The 18326-nt window shown below is 35.0% G+C and carries 17 protein-coding genes; 5 read left to right on the top strand and 12 right to left on the bottom strand.

Annotated elements, in window-relative coordinates; translation table 11 throughout:
• The first annotated feature begins 160 nt into the window (after nucleotides 1–160).
• Complete coding sequence (locus SLH52_RS04205; RefSeq protein WP_320208027.1) at nucleotides 161–358, top strand: CDGSH iron-sulfur domain-containing protein; 198 nt, start codon at nucleotides 161–163, stop codon at nucleotides 356–358.
• Between the two features lie 477 nt (nucleotides 359–835).
• Entirely contained in the window at nucleotides 836–1894 is a 1059-nt protein-coding gene (locus tag SLH52_RS04200) for an oxidoreductase (RefSeq protein WP_320208026.1), read from the top strand.
• 76 nt (nucleotides 1895–1970) lie between these two features.
• Here SLH52_RS04200 and SLH52_RS04195 read toward each other — a convergent pair whose 3' ends face one another.
• A complete protein-coding gene (locus SLH52_RS04195) occupies nucleotides 1971–2300 on the bottom strand; it encodes a YolD-like family protein (protein ID WP_320208025.1) in 330 nt (109 codons plus the stop codon).
• Between the two features lie 395 nt (nucleotides 2301–2695).
• Complete coding sequence (locus tag SLH52_RS04190; protein WP_320208024.1) at nucleotides 2696–3955, bottom strand: DNA polymerase thumb domain-containing protein; 1260 nt, start codon at nucleotides 3953–3955, stop codon at nucleotides 2696–2698.
• A gap of 417 nt (nucleotides 3956–4372) precedes the next feature.
• Here SLH52_RS04190 and SLH52_RS04185 point away from each other — a divergent pair, with 417 nt between their 5' ends.
• From SLH52_RS04185 to SLH52_RS04175, 3 genes are all read left to right on the top strand, one after another.
• On the top strand, nucleotides 4373–5008 hold the full coding sequence (locus SLH52_RS04185) for a TetR/AcrR family transcriptional regulator (RefSeq protein ID WP_320208023.1): 636 nt from the start codon (nucleotides 4373–4375) through the stop codon (nucleotides 5006–5008).
• Nucleotides 5009–5039: 31 nt separating this feature from the next.
• A complete protein-coding gene (locus SLH52_RS04180; RefSeq protein WP_320208022.1) occupies nucleotides 5040–6314 on the top strand; it encodes an MFS transporter in 1275 nt (424 codons plus the stop codon).
• A 162-nt stretch (nucleotides 6315–6476) separates the two neighbouring features.
• On the top strand, nucleotides 6477–7628 hold the full coding sequence (locus SLH52_RS04175) for a C45 family peptidase (protein WP_320208021.1): 1152 nt from the start codon (nucleotides 6477–6479) through the stop codon (nucleotides 7626–7628).
• A 60-nt stretch (nucleotides 7629–7688) separates the two neighbouring features.
• On the opposite strand, the gene SLH52_RS04170 is transcribed toward SLH52_RS04175, so the two are convergent.
• The 10 genes from SLH52_RS04170 to SLH52_RS04125 form a co-directional block, all read right to left on the bottom strand.
• Nucleotides 7689–7901, bottom strand: a complete 213-nt coding sequence (locus SLH52_RS04170; protein WP_320208020.1) for a hypothetical protein — start codon at nucleotides 7899–7901, stop codon at nucleotides 7689–7691.
• Nucleotides 7902–8073: 172 nt separating this feature from the next.
• Nucleotides 8074–10257: a motility associated factor glycosyltransferase family protein gene (locus SLH52_RS04165; RefSeq protein ID WP_320208019.1), complete on the bottom strand. Its 2184-nt coding sequence runs from the start codon at nucleotides 10255–10257 to the stop codon at nucleotides 8074–8076.
• The gene (locus SLH52_RS04160) at nucleotides 10244–10540 is read right to left on the bottom strand and encodes a hypothetical protein (RefSeq protein ID WP_320208018.1); all 297 of its coding nucleotides are present in this window, start codon (nucleotides 10538–10540) and stop codon (nucleotides 10244–10246) included. Before SLH52_RS04160 ends, SLH52_RS04165 begins: the two co-directional genes overlap by 14 nt.
• Before the next feature lie 40 nt (nucleotides 10541–10580).
• The gene (gene pseC / locus SLH52_RS04155) at nucleotides 10581–11774 is read right to left on the bottom strand and encodes a UDP-4-amino-4,6-dideoxy-N-acetyl-beta-L-altrosamine transaminase (RefSeq protein ID WP_320208017.1); all 1194 of its coding nucleotides are present in this window, start codon (nucleotides 11772–11774) and stop codon (nucleotides 10581–10583) included.
• A gap of 14 nt (nucleotides 11775–11788) precedes the next feature.
• Nucleotides 11789–12817: an SDR family NAD(P)-dependent oxidoreductase gene (locus tag SLH52_RS04150; protein WP_320208061.1), complete on the bottom strand. Its 1029-nt coding sequence runs from the start codon at nucleotides 12815–12817 to the stop codon at nucleotides 11789–11791.
• Nucleotides 12818–12945: 128 nt separating this feature from the next.
• Nucleotides 12946–13995, bottom strand: coding sequence for a pseudaminic acid synthase (gene pseI / locus SLH52_RS04145; RefSeq protein WP_320208016.1), 1050 nt, complete (start codon nucleotides 13993–13995; stop codon nucleotides 12946–12948).
• Nucleotides 13996–15057, bottom strand: a complete 1062-nt coding sequence (gene pseG / locus SLH52_RS04140; protein WP_320208015.1) for a UDP-2,4-diacetamido-2,4,6-trideoxy-beta-L-altropyranose hydrolase — start codon at nucleotides 15055–15057, stop codon at nucleotides 13996–13998.
• Nucleotides 15058–15089: 32 nt separating this feature from the next.
• Entirely contained in the window at nucleotides 15090–15815 is a 726-nt protein-coding gene (locus SLH52_RS04135) for a glycosyltransferase family protein (protein WP_320208014.1), read from the bottom strand.
• 16 nt (nucleotides 15816–15831) lie between these two features.
• Nucleotides 15832–16773, bottom strand: a complete 942-nt coding sequence (locus SLH52_RS04130) for an ATP-grasp domain-containing protein (protein WP_413785487.1) — start codon at nucleotides 16771–16773, stop codon at nucleotides 15832–15834.
• Between the two features lie 23 nt (nucleotides 16774–16796).
• Entirely contained in the window at nucleotides 16797–18158 is a 1362-nt protein-coding gene (locus SLH52_RS04125; protein ID WP_320208012.1) for a sugar phosphate nucleotidyltransferase, read from the bottom strand.
• Nucleotides 18159–18326: the final 168 nt, after the last annotated feature.

Below are 18326 nucleotides of genomic sequence, written 5' to 3'. Positions count from 1 at the left end.
ATTGATCCTTCTCCCTGTAAGTTTTCCTATCATTTTAGCATATTACCATAAGATATACTCATATTTTGTATACAAGCTCATTTATTTGCATATTCTCATAGTAATGAAGTTGAGTTTTTTTGATATTTGTAAAAAATACCCAATCAAAGGAGAGAAAAACATGTCTGATGTTCGAATTAAAGTGTTAGATAATGGACCATTACGAGTAACTGGTAACATTGAATTAACTGATGGTGATGGTAACAGTTTTGAAACGAAGCAAGCTTATTCTTTATGCCGGTGCGGCTTATCAAGTAAAGCTCCATATTGTGACGGATCTCATAAAGATAAATTCGAATCTTCTGTTCGAGCTGAGTAAACTCACAAAAGTAAAGGCTATTTTCATAAACATTGTTTACTACAAATGGGCAGAATGATGAGTATTATGAGAGCTTAATAATTGTAAAAGTATAAAAGTGCCACGAACGCTAGATTTCGTGGCATCTTCTTCTATTTAACGATGACTCTTGAGTAAAAAGACATTATACAAAAAATTACAAAAGACTCTTTTCGTAAACTTTGTTGCTATTTTTATTAAAAAAATGGATAATATGATGAGTTTTTTTAGAGCTTAATAATGTAAAAGTAGTAAAGCTGCCACGAATACTAGATGTATACGTGCTTATATCTTAGAACGTATAGCAACTATCAATGCGAAAAGAGCCTTAAATAACATAGTTGAACCTCAAAAGAGATGGAAAGTTAGCTACCAGTCTTGTTAGCTTTTCATTACTCCTTTACGACTACACATAAAATGTGTATACTACAACCATTCCAAATGAAAGAAGGAAAAATAATGAACAAAACCATACATGTTGGTCTCGTTGGTTTTGGATTTTCTGGACAAGTATTTCATGCACCATTTGTTCATTCTCATCCAAACCTGCAATTAACAAAAGTCGTTGAACGAACGAAAAGTCGTTCAAAGGAACTATACCCATACACAGAAGTTGTTCGTGACTTCGATGAACTGCTTGAAGACGAAGCAATTGATCTTGTTATCATTACTACCGCTAATGAGCTCCACTATCCTATGGTAAAGAAAGCCTTGCTGAAAAATAAACACGTGGTCGTCGAAAAACCTTTTACGATTTCCTCTGAAGAAGCAACACAATTAGCTAAACTAGCAAACAAACAAAATCGAGTGTTAAGTGTCTATCACAATCGTCGCTTTGATGGTGATTTTTTAACTATAAACCAGATCATTCAACAAAATCTACTTGGTCATATCGTCGAATTTGAGTCACACTACGATCGTTACCGAAATTTTTTAAAAGGCTCCTGGCGAGAAGACAATAGACCAGGATCAGGTATTTTGTATGATTTAGGCTCTCACTTAATCGACCAAGCAATCACATTATTCGGGTATCCTCATACTGTGACTGCTGATGTGCGAATTCAACGACCTATTGCTCAAACCGTTGATTCCTTCGATCTCAAATTAGATTACGATAACCTCAAGGTTTTACTAAAAGCTAGCATGTTAGTAAGGGAACCAGGACCTCGTTTTGTCATTCACGGCACAAACGGTTCTTTTGTTAAATATGGGATGGATCCACAAGAGGAACAATTAAAAAATGGCATGATGCCTACAAATATGATGTATGGAATAGAAAAGGTAGAGCATTGGGCCACCCTAAACACTGACCTTAAAGACCTACATTACAAAGGGAAAATTGAAACAATGAAGGGAAATTACATGAATTTCTACAATAATATTTATGATGCAATTGTAAATGACATGCCACTAATGGTAACCGGTGAGCAAGCATGTAATACTATCCGCATAATTGAGTTAGCGATGCAAAGTTCCGAAGAGGGTAGAAGTATACCTTTTACACCTCAATTAGTTTAATTCATACCCTCTATAGCGCTATTTATCGTTTATTCTCGAAAATCTTTTCTATACGTTCTTTTTTAGTATTTTTCATTTACAAAGGCTGAATGTCTACAATATTAACAAGCTGTACATCATGGATTTTTTCAACCAAATCTATGATGCGTACAGTTTTGTTAATGTGGTCTATAAAATGAATATTACCTTCAACATTATTTATCGCATGATTTTGATAATAGGAAAAAGATAATGTTTGATTTCCAGCTATACCGATATGAATCATTTCATTCAACTCTTCTAGCCGCTGCTCATCTAGCAAAGGCTTTGATGCTCTATGCTGATTTTTTTCTAACTCCCTTAACAGCTTTGTATGTTCAGGGAGCATCATTGATACCCATTTAATTGTTCCACGGTCTCGAATCACTTTTATCACTCTCCTTTTAAACTAGGTACAGCGCCTTCATTTGTAATGCTTCCAATGCTTGTCGAGAGGAGTCATGGATGACGACATTCCTCCGTTGCCCATAGGAAGTGGGCTGGTTTTAGGGGGAATTGGGTCGGCTCGCTTTTCCTTTTGTCCAGCTACAGCGCCTATCTCCTCGAGTCACTTCTCCATTACACCTAAAGGCAAAGAACGCCTTCATTTGTAATGCTTCCAGTGCTTGTCGGAGATGACCAAGGCACTTCCGCTTTTCCTTTTGTCCAGCTACAGCGCCTATCTCCTCGAGTCACTTCTCCATTACACCTAAAGGCAAAGAACGCCTTCATTTGTAATGCTTCCAGTGCTTGTCGGAGATGACCAAGGCACTTCCGCTTTTCCTATTGCTTATGGCCTCCTACTAGTGTGCTGCGGTGACGGGCTGTCCCTGCATTCGTATATGAAACTGCTCGCAAAATTGCATTTGAGCCGTATTTCCTCCTAATTTCATCCATACAGTAGCCGAGTGCTTGCTGCTTCGGTTTATTCATTTCAAACAGTGATAGTTGCATATTTAGATCATCCTCAATATTAGACAGTGCAATTGAGATTTTTCGTACTGTTTTATTTGTATAATGCTTTTGAAATAGCTCAATACAAACATTGTAAATGTCCATTGTAATATTTGTTGGTTCTTCAATTGTTTTTGAACGATAAAATCCGCCACCAAATTCATCTTTACTATATCCAATACCAAGACTAACCGTTCTTCCGACCTTTTTAGCTGCGCGAGTTCTTCTTGCCACCTCCTCACACATTTCTAATATTACTCGCTTTACATCTGTCGGATCTGGATAATCTCGTAATAAAATTTGACTTTTTCCAAAGCTAATTTGTCCTTGTAGGAAGGGTGCCCCAAGCTCTGAAAAGTCAACACCCCACGCGTGATAATATAGCTGATTTCCCATAATACCAAACTTTTGTTCAAGTTGTTTGAGGGAATAATTAGCAAGCTGCCCTACTGAGAATATTCCTATCCTGTTTAATCTTTTTTCCATTTTCCCACCAATTCCCCACATTTGACTAAGTGGTGAAAGCGGCCAAAGTTTTGTTTTCACATCATCATATGTCCATCGGGAAATCCCTGTTTTTTTCGCCTCTAAATCCAAGCATAATTTTGCCATAAGCATATTTGGTCCTATACCAATTGCACACGGAACTTCATATTCTCTCTCTATATCTTTTTTTAATTTTTGAGCTGTCGTTTCTGCATCACCCCATAGCTTCTCAGTACCATCCACTTGTAAAAAACTCTCATCAACGCTATACGTATGAACTGCTTCTCCCGGCACATAGCGCTGAAATAACTTAGTAAGTTCCATTGATATACGTAAGTATGTGCGCATCTTTGGATTGACGATTACAATTCGCGGGTCCTTAGGAATTTCAAATAAACGCGACCCTGTTCTAATACCAAATTCCTTCTTCAAGCGTGGTGAAGCTGCTAAAACAACACTCCCCTGTCTTTCTGTATCACCAACAACCGCTAAGTAGCATGTAAGTGGATCTAAATTCAATAGTACTGCTGCACAACTTGCAAAAAAGCTTTTCATATCAATACATAAGATGTTATGGTGAGGCATTTTGCTATAATCGATCAAATATAACACCCCTAAAGGAATATATGTTCGTATTATTATTATATTCAATATCTTAACCGAATATACGTTCGTTATCAATTGCAAATTGTTTCCAATAAGATATACTAAAATACCCAATGTTCGGTGACAAACACTGAAGCCACACAATGAAGGTGTTTTATTGTTTGAAAAGTGCTATTGTTAGATACTTCAGAAGACCCTTTGCTTAAACTTTGTTGCTTTTTTCACTTAAATTTGAGTAACTGATGTGTATAGTTTTTATAGGAGAAAAGATGCCACTTATTACTTGTAGCAATTAATGTGAAAATACCAGGGATTTATTCCACATAATTTTTTTTACAAATTATTCTTTTATTACTAAAGTATACATGTTATAATTTTGATTGATTAATCAATCAATGAATGTGAGGTCTAATTATGTCTAAACAATTATCTAAGAAGGAACAACTACGTGAAGAAAAACGACAAAGAATTTTACATGCAGCTATCACCCTCTTCTCGAAAAATGGCTATTCAGAAACAACGATTGCAGCTGTCGCCAAAGGTTCGGAAGTGAGTTTCGGAACTGTATTTACATATTTTCCAAATAAGGAGCAACTATTTGAGGCCGCGGTATTAGAACCGTTAAATGAAATCAAGCCGCTGTTTTTATGTCAAATTAACAAGGGTCAAACTCCCTTAGAACATCTTAAACAAATGGTTAAAGAGCATGTTATTACCTTTTCTCAAAAGGAAACCCATTTACGCTTAGTTCAGTATGTATTAGGGCAACATGAAAGGTTTCCAAAAATATTCGAGCAATTAGATTCTTTTTTCCATGACGTCATCGAAGCACTGGAGCCAATCATTATAGAAGGACAAAAACAAGGTGAGCTGCATACGTTGAATCCTGAAATCGTAGCAACATCTTATTTCCAATTTTTAAATGGGATTCGTGTAACAATTATTGATCCCCCTGACGGAATTATATGGAAGGCTCTTATCCCACAGGCGTTGCTCCTTTTTGCACCAGTAAATTCAAAGGATATTTACGATAGCACCCTCAATGAATAAAATGCTAATTTTAAAGGAAGGAGATTGAAAGATGAAAACAAACTTATTCAGCCCACTTAAAAACAAGCAGTTTAGAGCGTTATTTTCTGCACAAGTCGTATCAGATTTAGGAACATTGTTCGATTTAACTGCCCTTTTCGCTTTGTTTGCCTACCATTGGGAGCTAGGTCCTTATTATCTAGCATTATTGTCAATTGCATTTGGCTTACCGTGGGTTTTATTCGGTCCAGTCGCTGGAGTGTTTGCTGATCGACTTCCTCAGAAATTAGTCATGATTACTAGTGACCTCATCCGAGCCTTAGTTGTTTTTTGCTTAGTATTTGCCCCGAATGCTTATGTCGTCATTATTCTCGTAGCTATAAAAGGCTTTTTTAATGCATTATTTGATCCAGCAAAACAAAGTGCGATTAAACAAATTGTTCCAGATGATATGCTTCTTCAAGCAAATGCACTAAGTCAGCTGTCACTCAATCTTTCTAGGGTGCTTGGTCCTTCTCTTGGTGCGATTGTTTTAGCTATTTCAACTCCACAAACTGCATTTGTACTTGATTCAATTACATTTTTGCTTTCAGCAGTATTTTTACTAAAACTACCAAAAATGAGGCACAGCCGAGTAGAAGAAAAGGGTCATGAAAAACAAACGATGAATTCATTACAAACTTTCATTAACGAGTTAAAAGAAGGTCTGCAATATGTCGTTACAAACAAATTATTAATATTCTTAATTTCTTTTAACGGAGCTGTATTTTTCATCATTTTCCTATTCGATAGTATAGGTGTTCTGTTAGCAAAAAGCTTCGGCTTCAGTGAATCAATTTATGCTATTTTTAGCAGTGTTATCGGACTTGGAAGTATCATTGGTTCAATTATCATTAGTCGTCTAGGTAAAAGAATTAATGAGAAAGTATTGATGTGTTCCTCTGCTGTGTTGTTAGGTGTGTTAATTACACTAAACGGAGTGGGCGGTATAGGGTATATCCCCCCTTCATTACTGTTTTGGCTGTTGATATGGCTAATGATTGGAATATGTGTAGCAGTGATTACCATATGTTATGGCTACTTACTTCAAAAAACGACCCCGCAGCATGTCATGGGCCGGGTTTCCAGTATAGGTAACGCCATCATTAATGCATTTATCGTCATTTCTCCAGCATTGGGAGCTTTAATAGCAAGTATAATCGGAGTTGGGGGTGTATTTTTAATAGCTGGAATTGCAATGATTTTACTTGGAGGAATTGTAAGCTTCTCCATGCGAGGCCAACAAACAACAAGTATAAGTGCTTCACGAACCAAGGCTCATTCATAACTAAAGACTTTTCATACCAAATTAGAACAGCTAGAAGTGGTTTTATAAGATGATAAAGAATAGAAGATAGCAGAAATTTTAGTTATCTGCATGTAAATTGTTTTATAAAAATCAACAACCTTTATGAAAAAAATTACATCATATTTAACAGGAGGGATATTCATGTTTTTCGAGGAAAAAGTAATTACAGGAAGTCCAAGTGAGTTTATGGAAGTTCGTCATGTAAAGATAAAAGGTTCAAATTTTGATATTGGAAAGAAGCTAGCTGAGATTGCGTATAATAATCATCGTGCCCTACCTTACCCCGCAACTACCAAATACAAATATCAGCTAGAATATTTTAAAAATAATTATCCTATCTTACTTGACCGAATACAAGGAGCGACTGATTATTTCAGTAATGTAAACGTTGAAGACAATAGCTATGATTTTTCTTCCTTCGTTTATTCGTCTGGATTACCTGGCTGTTCAGTTGTATTTTACCCTCCAACAACTACACAAAATGGAAGTCCAGTCGTAAGTCGTAACTTCGACTTTGCAACTGGAACTATAACTGGAGGAATACCAGCTGATGACGAAAAACCAGCTTTTGCAAATCCTTACATTCTTGAACTGCATCCAGACGAAGGCTATTCTTCTTTATGTGTGTCGGGATATGATATGCTAAGTGGAGTACTTGATGGAATAAACTCAGAAGGCCTTGTTGTTACGTTATTAGCTGATGATGATGCGATTTCTCATTACCCTATAGAACCAACCTATCAACCTCAAGTTGGTTTGAATGAATTACAAATACTAAGACTGTTATTAGATACATGTGCCAACATTGAAGAGGCAAAGAAAGCACTGTATATGAATAAACACTATTATACTCTCTATCCCTTGCACTTCCTCATCGCAGATAAACATGGCAACTCATTTGTTTGGGAACAATCTCACGGACGTAATAAAGAATTTATTTTTGATGGTGATAAGAACCATCCCCAAGTAGTTACTAATTTCCCATTGTACAAGTATCAATCCGAGTCACAATTTCCCGATACTGATGATCGATTATCTATGTATAACCGGTTCTGTAATATAAAAGAAAATGTCAAGAGAAATAAAGCCCCTTATTCCATAGACTTTATTAAAAATGTAAATCAACAAGTCTCTTTTCATGACCATTCTCACTTAAGAGAATCACAATGTCCTACACGAACGTTATGGCATAGCATATATGATATTGAAGATCGTACTATATTAATAGATTTTTACTTAGGTGAAGAAAATGAAACGATAAAAAGATCCGGATATATCCACCTTTCCCTATGAAAAAGTCATAAAGGGTGACTCATGATTGAGTTATTCCTATTTCCTTTGATGGTTTCCAGTTCACAACTTATAGTTTAATTCTTCACCCTCATTTATTATTGGGGGTGAAGGCACAGTTGTGAATTGTGATGGACTTGGGCTACCGATAATATCAGCACGACAATGCTGAATAGATAAGTTCAACGATGTAAATAGCTTCCTTTCTTTTTTCTTGGTCAGGGCATATGAGCAAATCAGTAATCGACGAAAGCATACCATACCGTAGTGCTTCATAGGTTAAATTTGTCCCCTTCATCCTTGATGTAAGGATAACCCAAAATTTTAGAGCAAACCTTACACTCTTTATATCTTGTATATAAGACAGCATTGCCTTTATACAGTAGCTAGAATCACTCTTACCGCTTTTTGAGCTACCCTTTTAAATTATGCTAAAATATACTTATATTTATAACTTCTTTTGTGCTTCTCTAAAGCTCTCAACAAGGCTTTCTGCTATAATCTCTAATCTCTTGAACCAGTTAGATTGTACTGTCAAAGCTTTCACTGCACCTTCTACAGTGTGAATATTGCCTAGCCGATTTAAATCGTCGTAACCGGTATACATTATCTGTTGAAAAAAATAAACGAACAAATCATTTGAAAAAAACTGTTGAAGATCTATATGGTTTTTATTCAACACCTCTTCAAGCTCTTTTAAAGGAGTTCTAGTCTCTTTTTTACATAAATTTAAAACTTCGTGGCATCTTTTCATTCCTTTTTGAGTTGAATGTAATAAACTCTTCATTTTATTTGTATACTTATCTAGTTCATCAGCAAGATCATGTAATCTAATCATTCTTTCTTTTAAGTTGATTGTTTCTTTACTTTCAGAAACAATTGTATAGAGTTTCTTTTTCAACGGCTTTTTACAGTATAATTCAATAGCTTCCATAAGTGGCATACAAGTCGTACCGTTAATCTGCGCACCACCTTCTGTTGCATTAATGACTGTTATGTGGGGGGTATTCATTATCATTTCTTCAAGGCCTTTTCTAAAGAACGTCCACAAAGGTGTTGAAGCAATTGATTTACCGTCATTACTGTCAACATTCACTACCTTATTTTTGTCATAATAGCTTTGGGAACTTCCTTCGTAATAACGTGACCTTTTACTATGGTGAGCTCCATCTGGAGCAAAGGCAAAATCTTGACCTACAAATATTACAGGGTTGGCACCCATGTATATAGCAGCCTCGTACGCTAGATGTGATACGTTAGAACCACCACTTAGACAAGATTCATCTCCAATTAAGCGGTTAACCCATCTATTCATTGCTTCCCTTGAGCGAAATATTGGAATCCTTGGTCCTTGAAAAGTTTGATAATTTCGCTCATCAATTATTGCTAAACCAAGTAAGACTAATTCCTCTGGATATTCTATGCCTCTAAAATGATGTAAAAAAGCTTGCTCGGTTCGTTCTAATATACACATTGCATCAGGTTTAATTTCTTCCTTTAATAAAGGTAGTACCGAAGAGCCAGCTGCTATGATTAGACCTTTATCCTTAATCTTTTTTAATATTTCGATATTTTTGTCCAATGATGGTCCATTTGCAACAATAAACGCTGGTTTATTATAAAATTTATTTTTCAAACTACTAACATACGGATTTTGAATAATTTCATTTACATTGTTAATTAAATTATGAAAACCTATTAAATTATCGTAAGGATCGTTACCTATATTTATCGTACAAAAAGTAATAAGCTCCATAATTGATTGATGAAGGTGCAAGTATTTCTTTTTAAAATATCTTTTTGCACTATTCGTAAAGACACACGTAGGCATCGTGCATTTTAGCAACCCACCAGTAAGTAAAAATTGCTGGAATTCTTGTGAAATATCATGAAAATCTCCCACAAAAAAAATAACTTTTGGATCTTTCAACATTTTTTCAAGGTCAAACAAATATAACATCGCCAAAAAAATATATATATTTTGTTCAAATATAACAACAAACGTATTCTGGTGTCTTTTTGCATCAAGAGTAAACAGTGGGTATCCAACGTCACAGCCATAAATAAATAAAGATGTAGCATCAATTATAGAATTTTCTTTAAATAATACTTCACCTTCATCTAATGGTGTCGTACCATTTAAATAAAAAGACCCTTCTGTTCCAATATACTTACAAGTCGGCATTCCTTTATCATTAACCGACACCTGAATTTTTCTCCAGAGATCATCTTTATTCACCTTTCTCACTTGTTTTTTAATACGCTCTGGGAGAAGGTTAAAGTTTTTCTGAAAACCTATTTCTAATAGTGTAGTTTTTAAAATTAACCTTCCTTTCATTTTTTTTAGTAACTGCAACCCCTCACATTCAAGTACACTTCTAAGACCGATGATATCTTTTTCACTTAATATCTTACGTAACGGGTGAAGTAGTAAAATTATAGCTCTTACTTCATCATAGCTTACCATCATGTTAGAAGAATAATTTTCTATAACAAACTCTAATTTTTCTAGAAAAAAGATAAAGTGCTCGAGAGCATATTTGTCATTCCCTTCTTTTATGCTCTGTACCGTCAAAAGAAGTATTTTTTCCGACTCTACTATATGATTGTACAAATCATCATTTATCATCATCTTCCCTTTCTAGTAGGTTTTTCCATTTTTCCTGTTGAAAATCTTCAAGGTTTTTTAGAACTCCTTTCTTATATTGAAGCGACTCATAATCAAGCTTATCCATTGTAGCCTGAACCTCTTTAATATCCTCTTCAGTCCAATAGTTAGATAATGATTGATTGGACATTTCTTTTAATCCAACTAAAATTGTTTTTAATTCGATAACAGCTTTGTTATAGTCACTTTCCTTACTAGCTTCAAGGCTCTTATTATCTTCATTAGCATGCATTTTCTTATTGTCCATTAAAAGCACCTCGCATTTTTTATCATATTCAAAGAATTTCTTATTTTGCAAAGTGAAAAATGACTTTTTGGACTGCTTTTATTACACTCTCAACATCATCATCAGTCATTTTCGGAAATAGCGGTAAGGTAATAGCATCGCCATAAAACTTTTCCGCTATCGGACAAAGGCTTCGTGGATAACCAAGCTTTTGGTAATAAGGTTGTAAATATACAGGTATATAATGAACATTAACTCCAATATTTTCATTTATTAAAGCCTCATATATTTCCTTACGAGCCACGTATAATTTGTGCAGGTCCAATTTAATGACATATAAATGATAACTTGAAAGTCGATCATTCTTTTCATAAGGTAGGATAAGTTGATTTAGCTTATTAAAAGCATTATTATATTTTCCTACTATTTCCTTCCGACGACTTATAAACGAATCAACTTTTTTGAGTTGACTTATTCCTAGCGCAGCCTGAATATCAGTCATACGATAATTAAATCCTAGAAATTGCATTTCATAATACCACGCTCCTTCATTCTCCCCCATCTTTTCACAGTTTCTAGTAATTCCATGATTACGGAATTGGATTAGCTTATCATAATAGTCTCGATTGTTTGTTGTAATAACCCCACCTTCACCAGTAGTAATGTGCTTTACTGGGTGGAAGCTAAACATTGTCATATCACTAATTGACCCTATCTGTCTTCCCTTATACTTAGCACCTAGTGCATGAGCTGCATCTTCAATAATGATTAAATCGTATTTCCTAGCAATATTAATAATCGCATCCAAGTCAGCAGGCAGACCACCAAAATCTACAGGGATTATCGCCTTTGTTCGTGATGTTATTAACGCTTCTATATTTTCAGCTGCAATATTATTCGTATCAAGATTAATATCAGCAAAAACCGGAGAGCCTCTCTGATATAAAATACAATTCGTAGTTGCTACAAACGTTATTGGCGTTGTTATTACTTCATCCCCCTCAGAAATACCCGCAGCAAAAACAGCAGCATGAAGTGCAGCCGTTCCACTTGAAAAAGCAACAGCATATTTACTATTTACATATGTTGAAATCTCTTTCTCAAATTTTTTAAGAATAGGTCCAGTAGTTAAATATTCACTTTTCAAAACATCGATAACTATGTTAATATCTTGGTCATCAATCCATTGCTGTCCGTAAGGGAGAAATTCATTTCGAACTGGTTTGCCACCGTGTACTGCCAATTTATTTAACATAACATTCCCCCTCGTCATCGATCAGACCGTAAAAAATCTAATAAATTTACCTCTTTCAATATAATGTTTTTGATGTCTTTCACAGCTAACTGGTTACAACCAAAACAGTCAGCTCGGTAATGAACACTTTTAACAGGCTTACTCGCGCCTTCAACTTTTGGATAATCACTAGGAATAATAAACATGTTATCTTTCTCATAAACAAATGGGATTTCTTCATTCATTAAAAGTTCTTCAACAACCTTTTCCCCAGGTCGTAAGCCGATTTCTTCAATATAAATTTCATCCTTTAATATATTAAATTTTTCCTCAACAATTGATATGATTGCTTCCACTAGGTCATTCAGTTGAACTACAGGCATTTTTAATACGAATATTTCTCCTCCATTAGCAATTCGAAGTGCATCTAACATTAACGAGCATGCTTCAGTTTGTGACATCATAAATCTTTTCATTTTTAAATCGGTAACTGTTATTTTTTTTTCTTTCATTATTTTCTTAAAAAATAAAGGAATAACTGACCCTCTTGACCCAATTACATTGCCAAACCTGACTGAAGAAAAAACAGTTTTATGATTTCCTTTATATGAATTGGCAGAAACAAAAAGTTTTTCTGCAATTAACTTAGATGCTCCCATTGTATTAGTAGGACTAATTGCTTTATCGCTGCTTGTAAATAACACTTTTTGCACTTTGTTTTCAAGAGCTGCTTCAATAACATTTTGTGAACCAATTATATTCGTTCTGACAGCTTCAAATGGATTATTTTCACAAGCAGGGACATGCTTTAACGCTGCTAAATGAAACACATAATCAATATCATTCATCGCATAACTAAGCCGCTCTTTATCTCTAACGTCGCCAAGTAAAAAGCGCAATCTTTTTTGAGCTTTCCACTCTTCTTGCATTTCAAACTGCTTATTTTCATCCCGACTAAAAATACGTACAATAGCAGGATTATATGTTAACAAAATATCTACTAGTGCTTTACCGATACTTCCTGTTCCTCCTGTCACCAAAATTTTTTTTCCTTCAAACAAAATAACACCTACTTCCCCTCATAGATTTCACTATTACTTCACACTACACTTGGAATAAAATTAGGTGTTTTTTTAAAAATGTTTAAACTGTTTGAACATTGACATTGAAAGGGTGAATTAATCGAAATTAGTTAAAGCATCTTCCATGACACAGGGGTACCTTTCTTAACACTTTCCTTTACACGCTTCCCTAATAAAATGTCATAATATTTCGGCTCAAGACCATAACCTGGCCGAATGATTCTAATATTTTTTTCTGTAATCATTTCTCCTGCATTTAAGTCTTCAGTAATATATATAGAACGACGATGAAGCAACGACGAAACCTCTCCTTCTGTTGGTCCATAGCTCACCTTTCCTATTGATCTCCAAGCCTTCCTTACTTCGGTAACAAGCATTTTCATCTCATCTGGTTCCATAGAAAATGGTGAATCTATCCCATCATCAGTTCTAGACATCGTGAAATGTTTTTCAATAACTGTTGCTCCTAAAGCAACACTAGCTATTGGAACACCTAACCCTATAGTATGATCTGATAATCCTACCTCACAATTGAACAACTCAGCCAAATGAGGGATTGTCACAATGTTTGAATCACTTTCGGATGCAGGATAGGAACTCGTACATTTTAATAAAATTATATTATTGCACCCCGCACCTTTTGCTGCTTGAACTGCTTCATCAAGCACGGCGACTGTTGCCATACCGGTAGATATGAATAAAGGTTTCCCTGTCGCAGCTACTTTTCTAATTAACGGGATATCTACATTTTCAAATGAAGCAATTTTATAAGCTGGAACTTTTAATGTTTCTAAAAAATCTACAGCAGTCACATCAAAGGGAGAACTAAACCCGACCATCCCGAGCTCCCTACACTTGTTAAATATCGTCTCATGCCATTCCCATGGTGTATACGCCCTCTTATACAGCTCATACAATGTCTGACCTTGCCATAAGCTATTAGCATCGTTAATAAAAAATTCCTCTTTTTTCATATTTATTGTCATCGTATCTGCTGTATATGTTTGTAGTTTTATAGCGTCGACACCAGCTCTAGCTGCAGCCTCTACAATTGTTAACGCATGATCTAATGATTGATTATGATTCCCGGACATTTCCGCAATAATAAACGGTTGATGACCCTTACCAACGTAACGATTAGCTATTTTGCATTTATACATCTATTTTTCTCCTCCCTTCATTTGTAAAATTGTGTTGACAGCGCTATGTTGTTGATTATTTGTACATCTATTTGTAATAGCTAACGCTCGTTGACTCATATTAATTAACTTTTGAGGTGACCTTAAAGCATTGTTAATTTTTGCAACGTAATCATTTACTTTGACATCCTCATGCCAACCGATTTTCCATACAGCCCCATATTGATGAGCAGCACAAACTGATTGTTGTTGATTTTTTGCAACAATCGCAGTGATAGAAGGGACACCTAAATAACATCTTTCCCACATCGATATACCGCCTGCTCCAATTGCGAGATTCACCTTTGATAGCAATCTTGCAAAATGGGTTATTTGACTATGGTATTGATAACCTTGTTGTTCACACATCATATAAATCACATCTTGTTTCGGATTTGAAGTCCCAACGACGACATCTACATGATGTAAATCAAAATCAATTTTATTCACGGCTTTTAGAGCTTTTTCAGTTTCTTCTGTTGGATCGCTACCTCCGAAGAAAATAAGTAGCCGACGGACATGACCGTCTCTTGGTTTTACTTGCATTCTTTCATGGATAAATTCTTTTCTAATGAGTAGATGCTTTGGTCCGAGGATTTTTTTACAATGAGGTGGAACGAGTAGGTCATAACGAGTTTGGTAGTTACTAATAAAATTGTGATCAAGCAATATATCACACTGATGACATCTGTTAGCTAAATCATCAATTACCATCAATTTAGAAACGCGATTCCTCACTATACTCTCCCATTTTTCGCTAATATGATAGTGATCAACGATAAGCCATTCTATTTGGTTAGAAATCACTTGTAGTCCTTGCAAAGTTTCATCCGCATCTTCTTGCTCTGAATGAATTTGCTTATAAAGACGGATCACACGAAACCCCTGTAATTCAATATATGAGTTAAGATTCCCTTCAAGCTCCCTAGATATAAAAACAACAAGATATCCTTCTTCTCTTAATTGTTCAGCAAGCACTAAACAACGCATAACATGACCAGTACCTATTAGCGTAGATGCGTCTACTCTAAAGACAGTGTTCATAGATATCCTCCATTTGAGCTCAACATTACGGTTTATTCAACAGGTTTTTGAGTGATATGAGCATTCATATTTGCTACATTAGCATGTGTAACTAAATATTCCACCACATCTTGAGAAGGGATTAGAATCTCTCCCTTAAAATAATCAGCTACCACACAGCACAACTGATAATCCTCTATTGTATCTAAGGTAATCCTCAGCTCAGGATGATTCAGAAAACTAGGTGCGATTACTTTTGTATGCTTGAACTTCGATGGATGTTCATAAGCATAGTAAGTAACATGTTCACGATGACGGGTTTCATGACCATATTTATAAATAAACTCAAGGGCAGTAAATGCAATCATTTCAACAACTAGTCCGCGAGGTAAATGCCCATTAACAATTACAATATCTCCCGGATTCTTTTCCATACGATTTATGATTTGGTTTGCAAAGGTATAATCTATAAATGGACAATCTGCAGTAACACGAATAATATAATCTGGCTTATACTGTTTAGCACAATGATAGTAACGACTTAGTACATCACTTTCACTTCCACGGTAACAAGTAATATCATGTTTTTTACACCATTCTTCAATTTGATTATCTTGTTCGAGGGTCGAAGTTGCCACAATGATACCCAAAGTCTTTTGAATTTTCTTACACCTAGAAACGACATAGTTTATAACCGTACTCGTGCCTAACGGTTTTAATACTTTACCAGGTAATCGTGTCGAGCCCATTCGAGCTTGGATAATTATTAGAGTTTCCAAATGCTCACCGCCTAGCTCACAATATTAAATCTTCAGGGTACCGAACAAGCATCATTTCCTTATTAGTGTGAACAAAAGGGTGTTTGTGTAAATCATTCCCATTTGTTTCTAATATAAACCAGTAAAAGCTATCTAAGCCTGCCGCTATACTTAATGTAGATGCACCACCAAAACGACTATTACATTCAATAATATGAAAATAGCCATTCTTATCAACTATCACTTGTAAAACAACATGACCATATAACTCTAAATCAGTAACCATTTTTGAACAAAGCTTTGCTAATCGTTGATCACGAAATGTAGTAGATATTTGTGATTCACCATCAACTACTAATACACGTTTTCTAGTCACAACACCTTTCACTTCTCCAGTTCTCATTACATATACATCTGCGGATATTTCATCCCCTTCAATATAAGGTTGAAAAATGGGCTTAGCTAGCTTTTCAGCATACTCGATTGACTGATCTTTTGTTAATTTCAAGCCAATATCTTTTGATCCAGCCCCATACCTTTCTTTTACTACATAAAATTGGTTATCCCCTACCATATCTATAAAACTTGTTTCCGTTTGAACTACAGGGTAGCCATGCTTCGTTCCGAATTTACTAAATAGATATTTATCTACACATCTGCCTACAGCTTTTTTTGTGGCAATCATTACAAAGATACCATTTTCATTTAATACATTTTTATGCTTAGCAAAAAATAATAATTCTCCATCACGAGAAGGAATAATGGATGTAATGTGATTTTCTATACAATATTGAAGTAAGTAATCAACTGTAAGCTTATTGAAGTTAGGGATTTTCCAAAATTGATCAACGAAATAACGACCGATACAATGATCATCGCTATCGGCTCCGTACACTTTTATGTTACTATTGATTTTTTCAGCTGCTACTTTCACTGCTTTTAGCATCGGTACTTTTTTTGATATACTTGTTACAAGAATATTAGTTTTTATTTATGTCCCCCCTAAAAAATACTCTGTTGAATTGTGTTCCAATCTATAAACAATCGAATAATATCTTCTTCAACAAGCTCCTTGCCCATTTGTATTTCGATAATTTCAATATCAGTTAACCCTCTTATCGTATGTTTGTCACCGATATTAATATTTACAACATCCCCAGCCTTTACATGAAACTCCTTATTGTTTAAAATACATGTTCCACTACCTGAAATAATCTTCCACGTTTCATTTCGTTTTTTGTGAAATTGATAACTTAAATTTTTCCCTTTATAAATACAGACTCTTTTTGTTAGTACTTCAATACCAGTTGCTAACTTGGTATAATCAAGAACGCGATACCACCCCCAACGGCGCTCTTCATACATAGGTCGTTGTTCAAATCCATCTAACAAATCTTTTAATCTAGGACTAGCTTTTTTACTACTTACTAAAATCCCGTCTGGACTTGCTGCAACAACTGCATCCGACACTCCTAATACATATGTAGGAATCTCTAGTTCGTTTATAAGATGTATATTCGTTGAATCTTCACTTATTTTCCCATTTCCTACAATATTATTAGACATTTCATCTGTTAAAGTGTTCCAAGAACCAAGATCCTTCCATTCACCCTCATATGGCAAAACGACTATATTTTTTGCAAATTCAACAACTTCGAAATCAAAACTAATTCTCTTTAATTGCTCGTATTGTCTTAACAACTTTTCATATGTAACCGCTATGCCTTTTTGTACTAACAAATTTATTAAATATCTTAGTTTAAATGCAAAAATCCCACAATTCCAAAGTGCACCTTCTTTTATTAATCTTTGTGCCTCTTTTTCATTCGGTTTTTCAATAAAGTTACTCACATTATAGTAAGAACCTTGAACAAAAGATTGCTTCGGCATAATATATCCATATTTTTCAGACGGATATACAGGACGTACTCCAATTAAGGCAATATCACATTCTGTTTCATTTACAACCCTCTCTAATTCTAGTACCTTAGTAAAAAAATAATTTTCAACATAAGAGTCAACAGGAATGACACAAATCACTTCATCAAGGCCATTTCCTATTGATAGTAAGTAAGTTGCAGCTAACGAAATAGCTGGAAACGTATCTCTCCTGTTAGGCTCAATAATTATTGATATGGTAGAAGAAATTTGATTTTGTACTATTTCTACTTGAGATCTAGGTGCAGTAATGTACATTGAATCCCTTACACCAGCTAATTGCAGCTGACGTAAAACTCTCTGAACCATTGACTCTACATTTCCATTGTCATCTTTTAATATCTTCAAAAACTGCTTCGATCTTGAATCATTAGAAATTGGCCACAACCGTTTCCCCGATCCACCTGATAGTAACACGTGGTGCATTTATTCCCCTACTCTCATTATGATTTTCAATATTGAAGAGAGAATACTAACAATATCATTCAGGCCAACATTCTTTGAATTTAGAATACTAAGTACAATTTATCTTGTAAATTAACGGCAATTTCAGTCACAGATGTTAGAATGTTTTTGTTACGAATGTTTTCCTTC

Origin of the sequence: Cytobacillus sp. IB215665 (assembly GCF_033963835.1) — a bacterium.
Classification (GTDB): Bacteria; Bacillota; Bacilli; order Bacillales; family SM2101; genus Nanhaiella.
The sequence above is the reverse complement of the archived record's forward strand: the minus strand, read 5'-3'. Positions and strand labels throughout refer to the sequence as shown.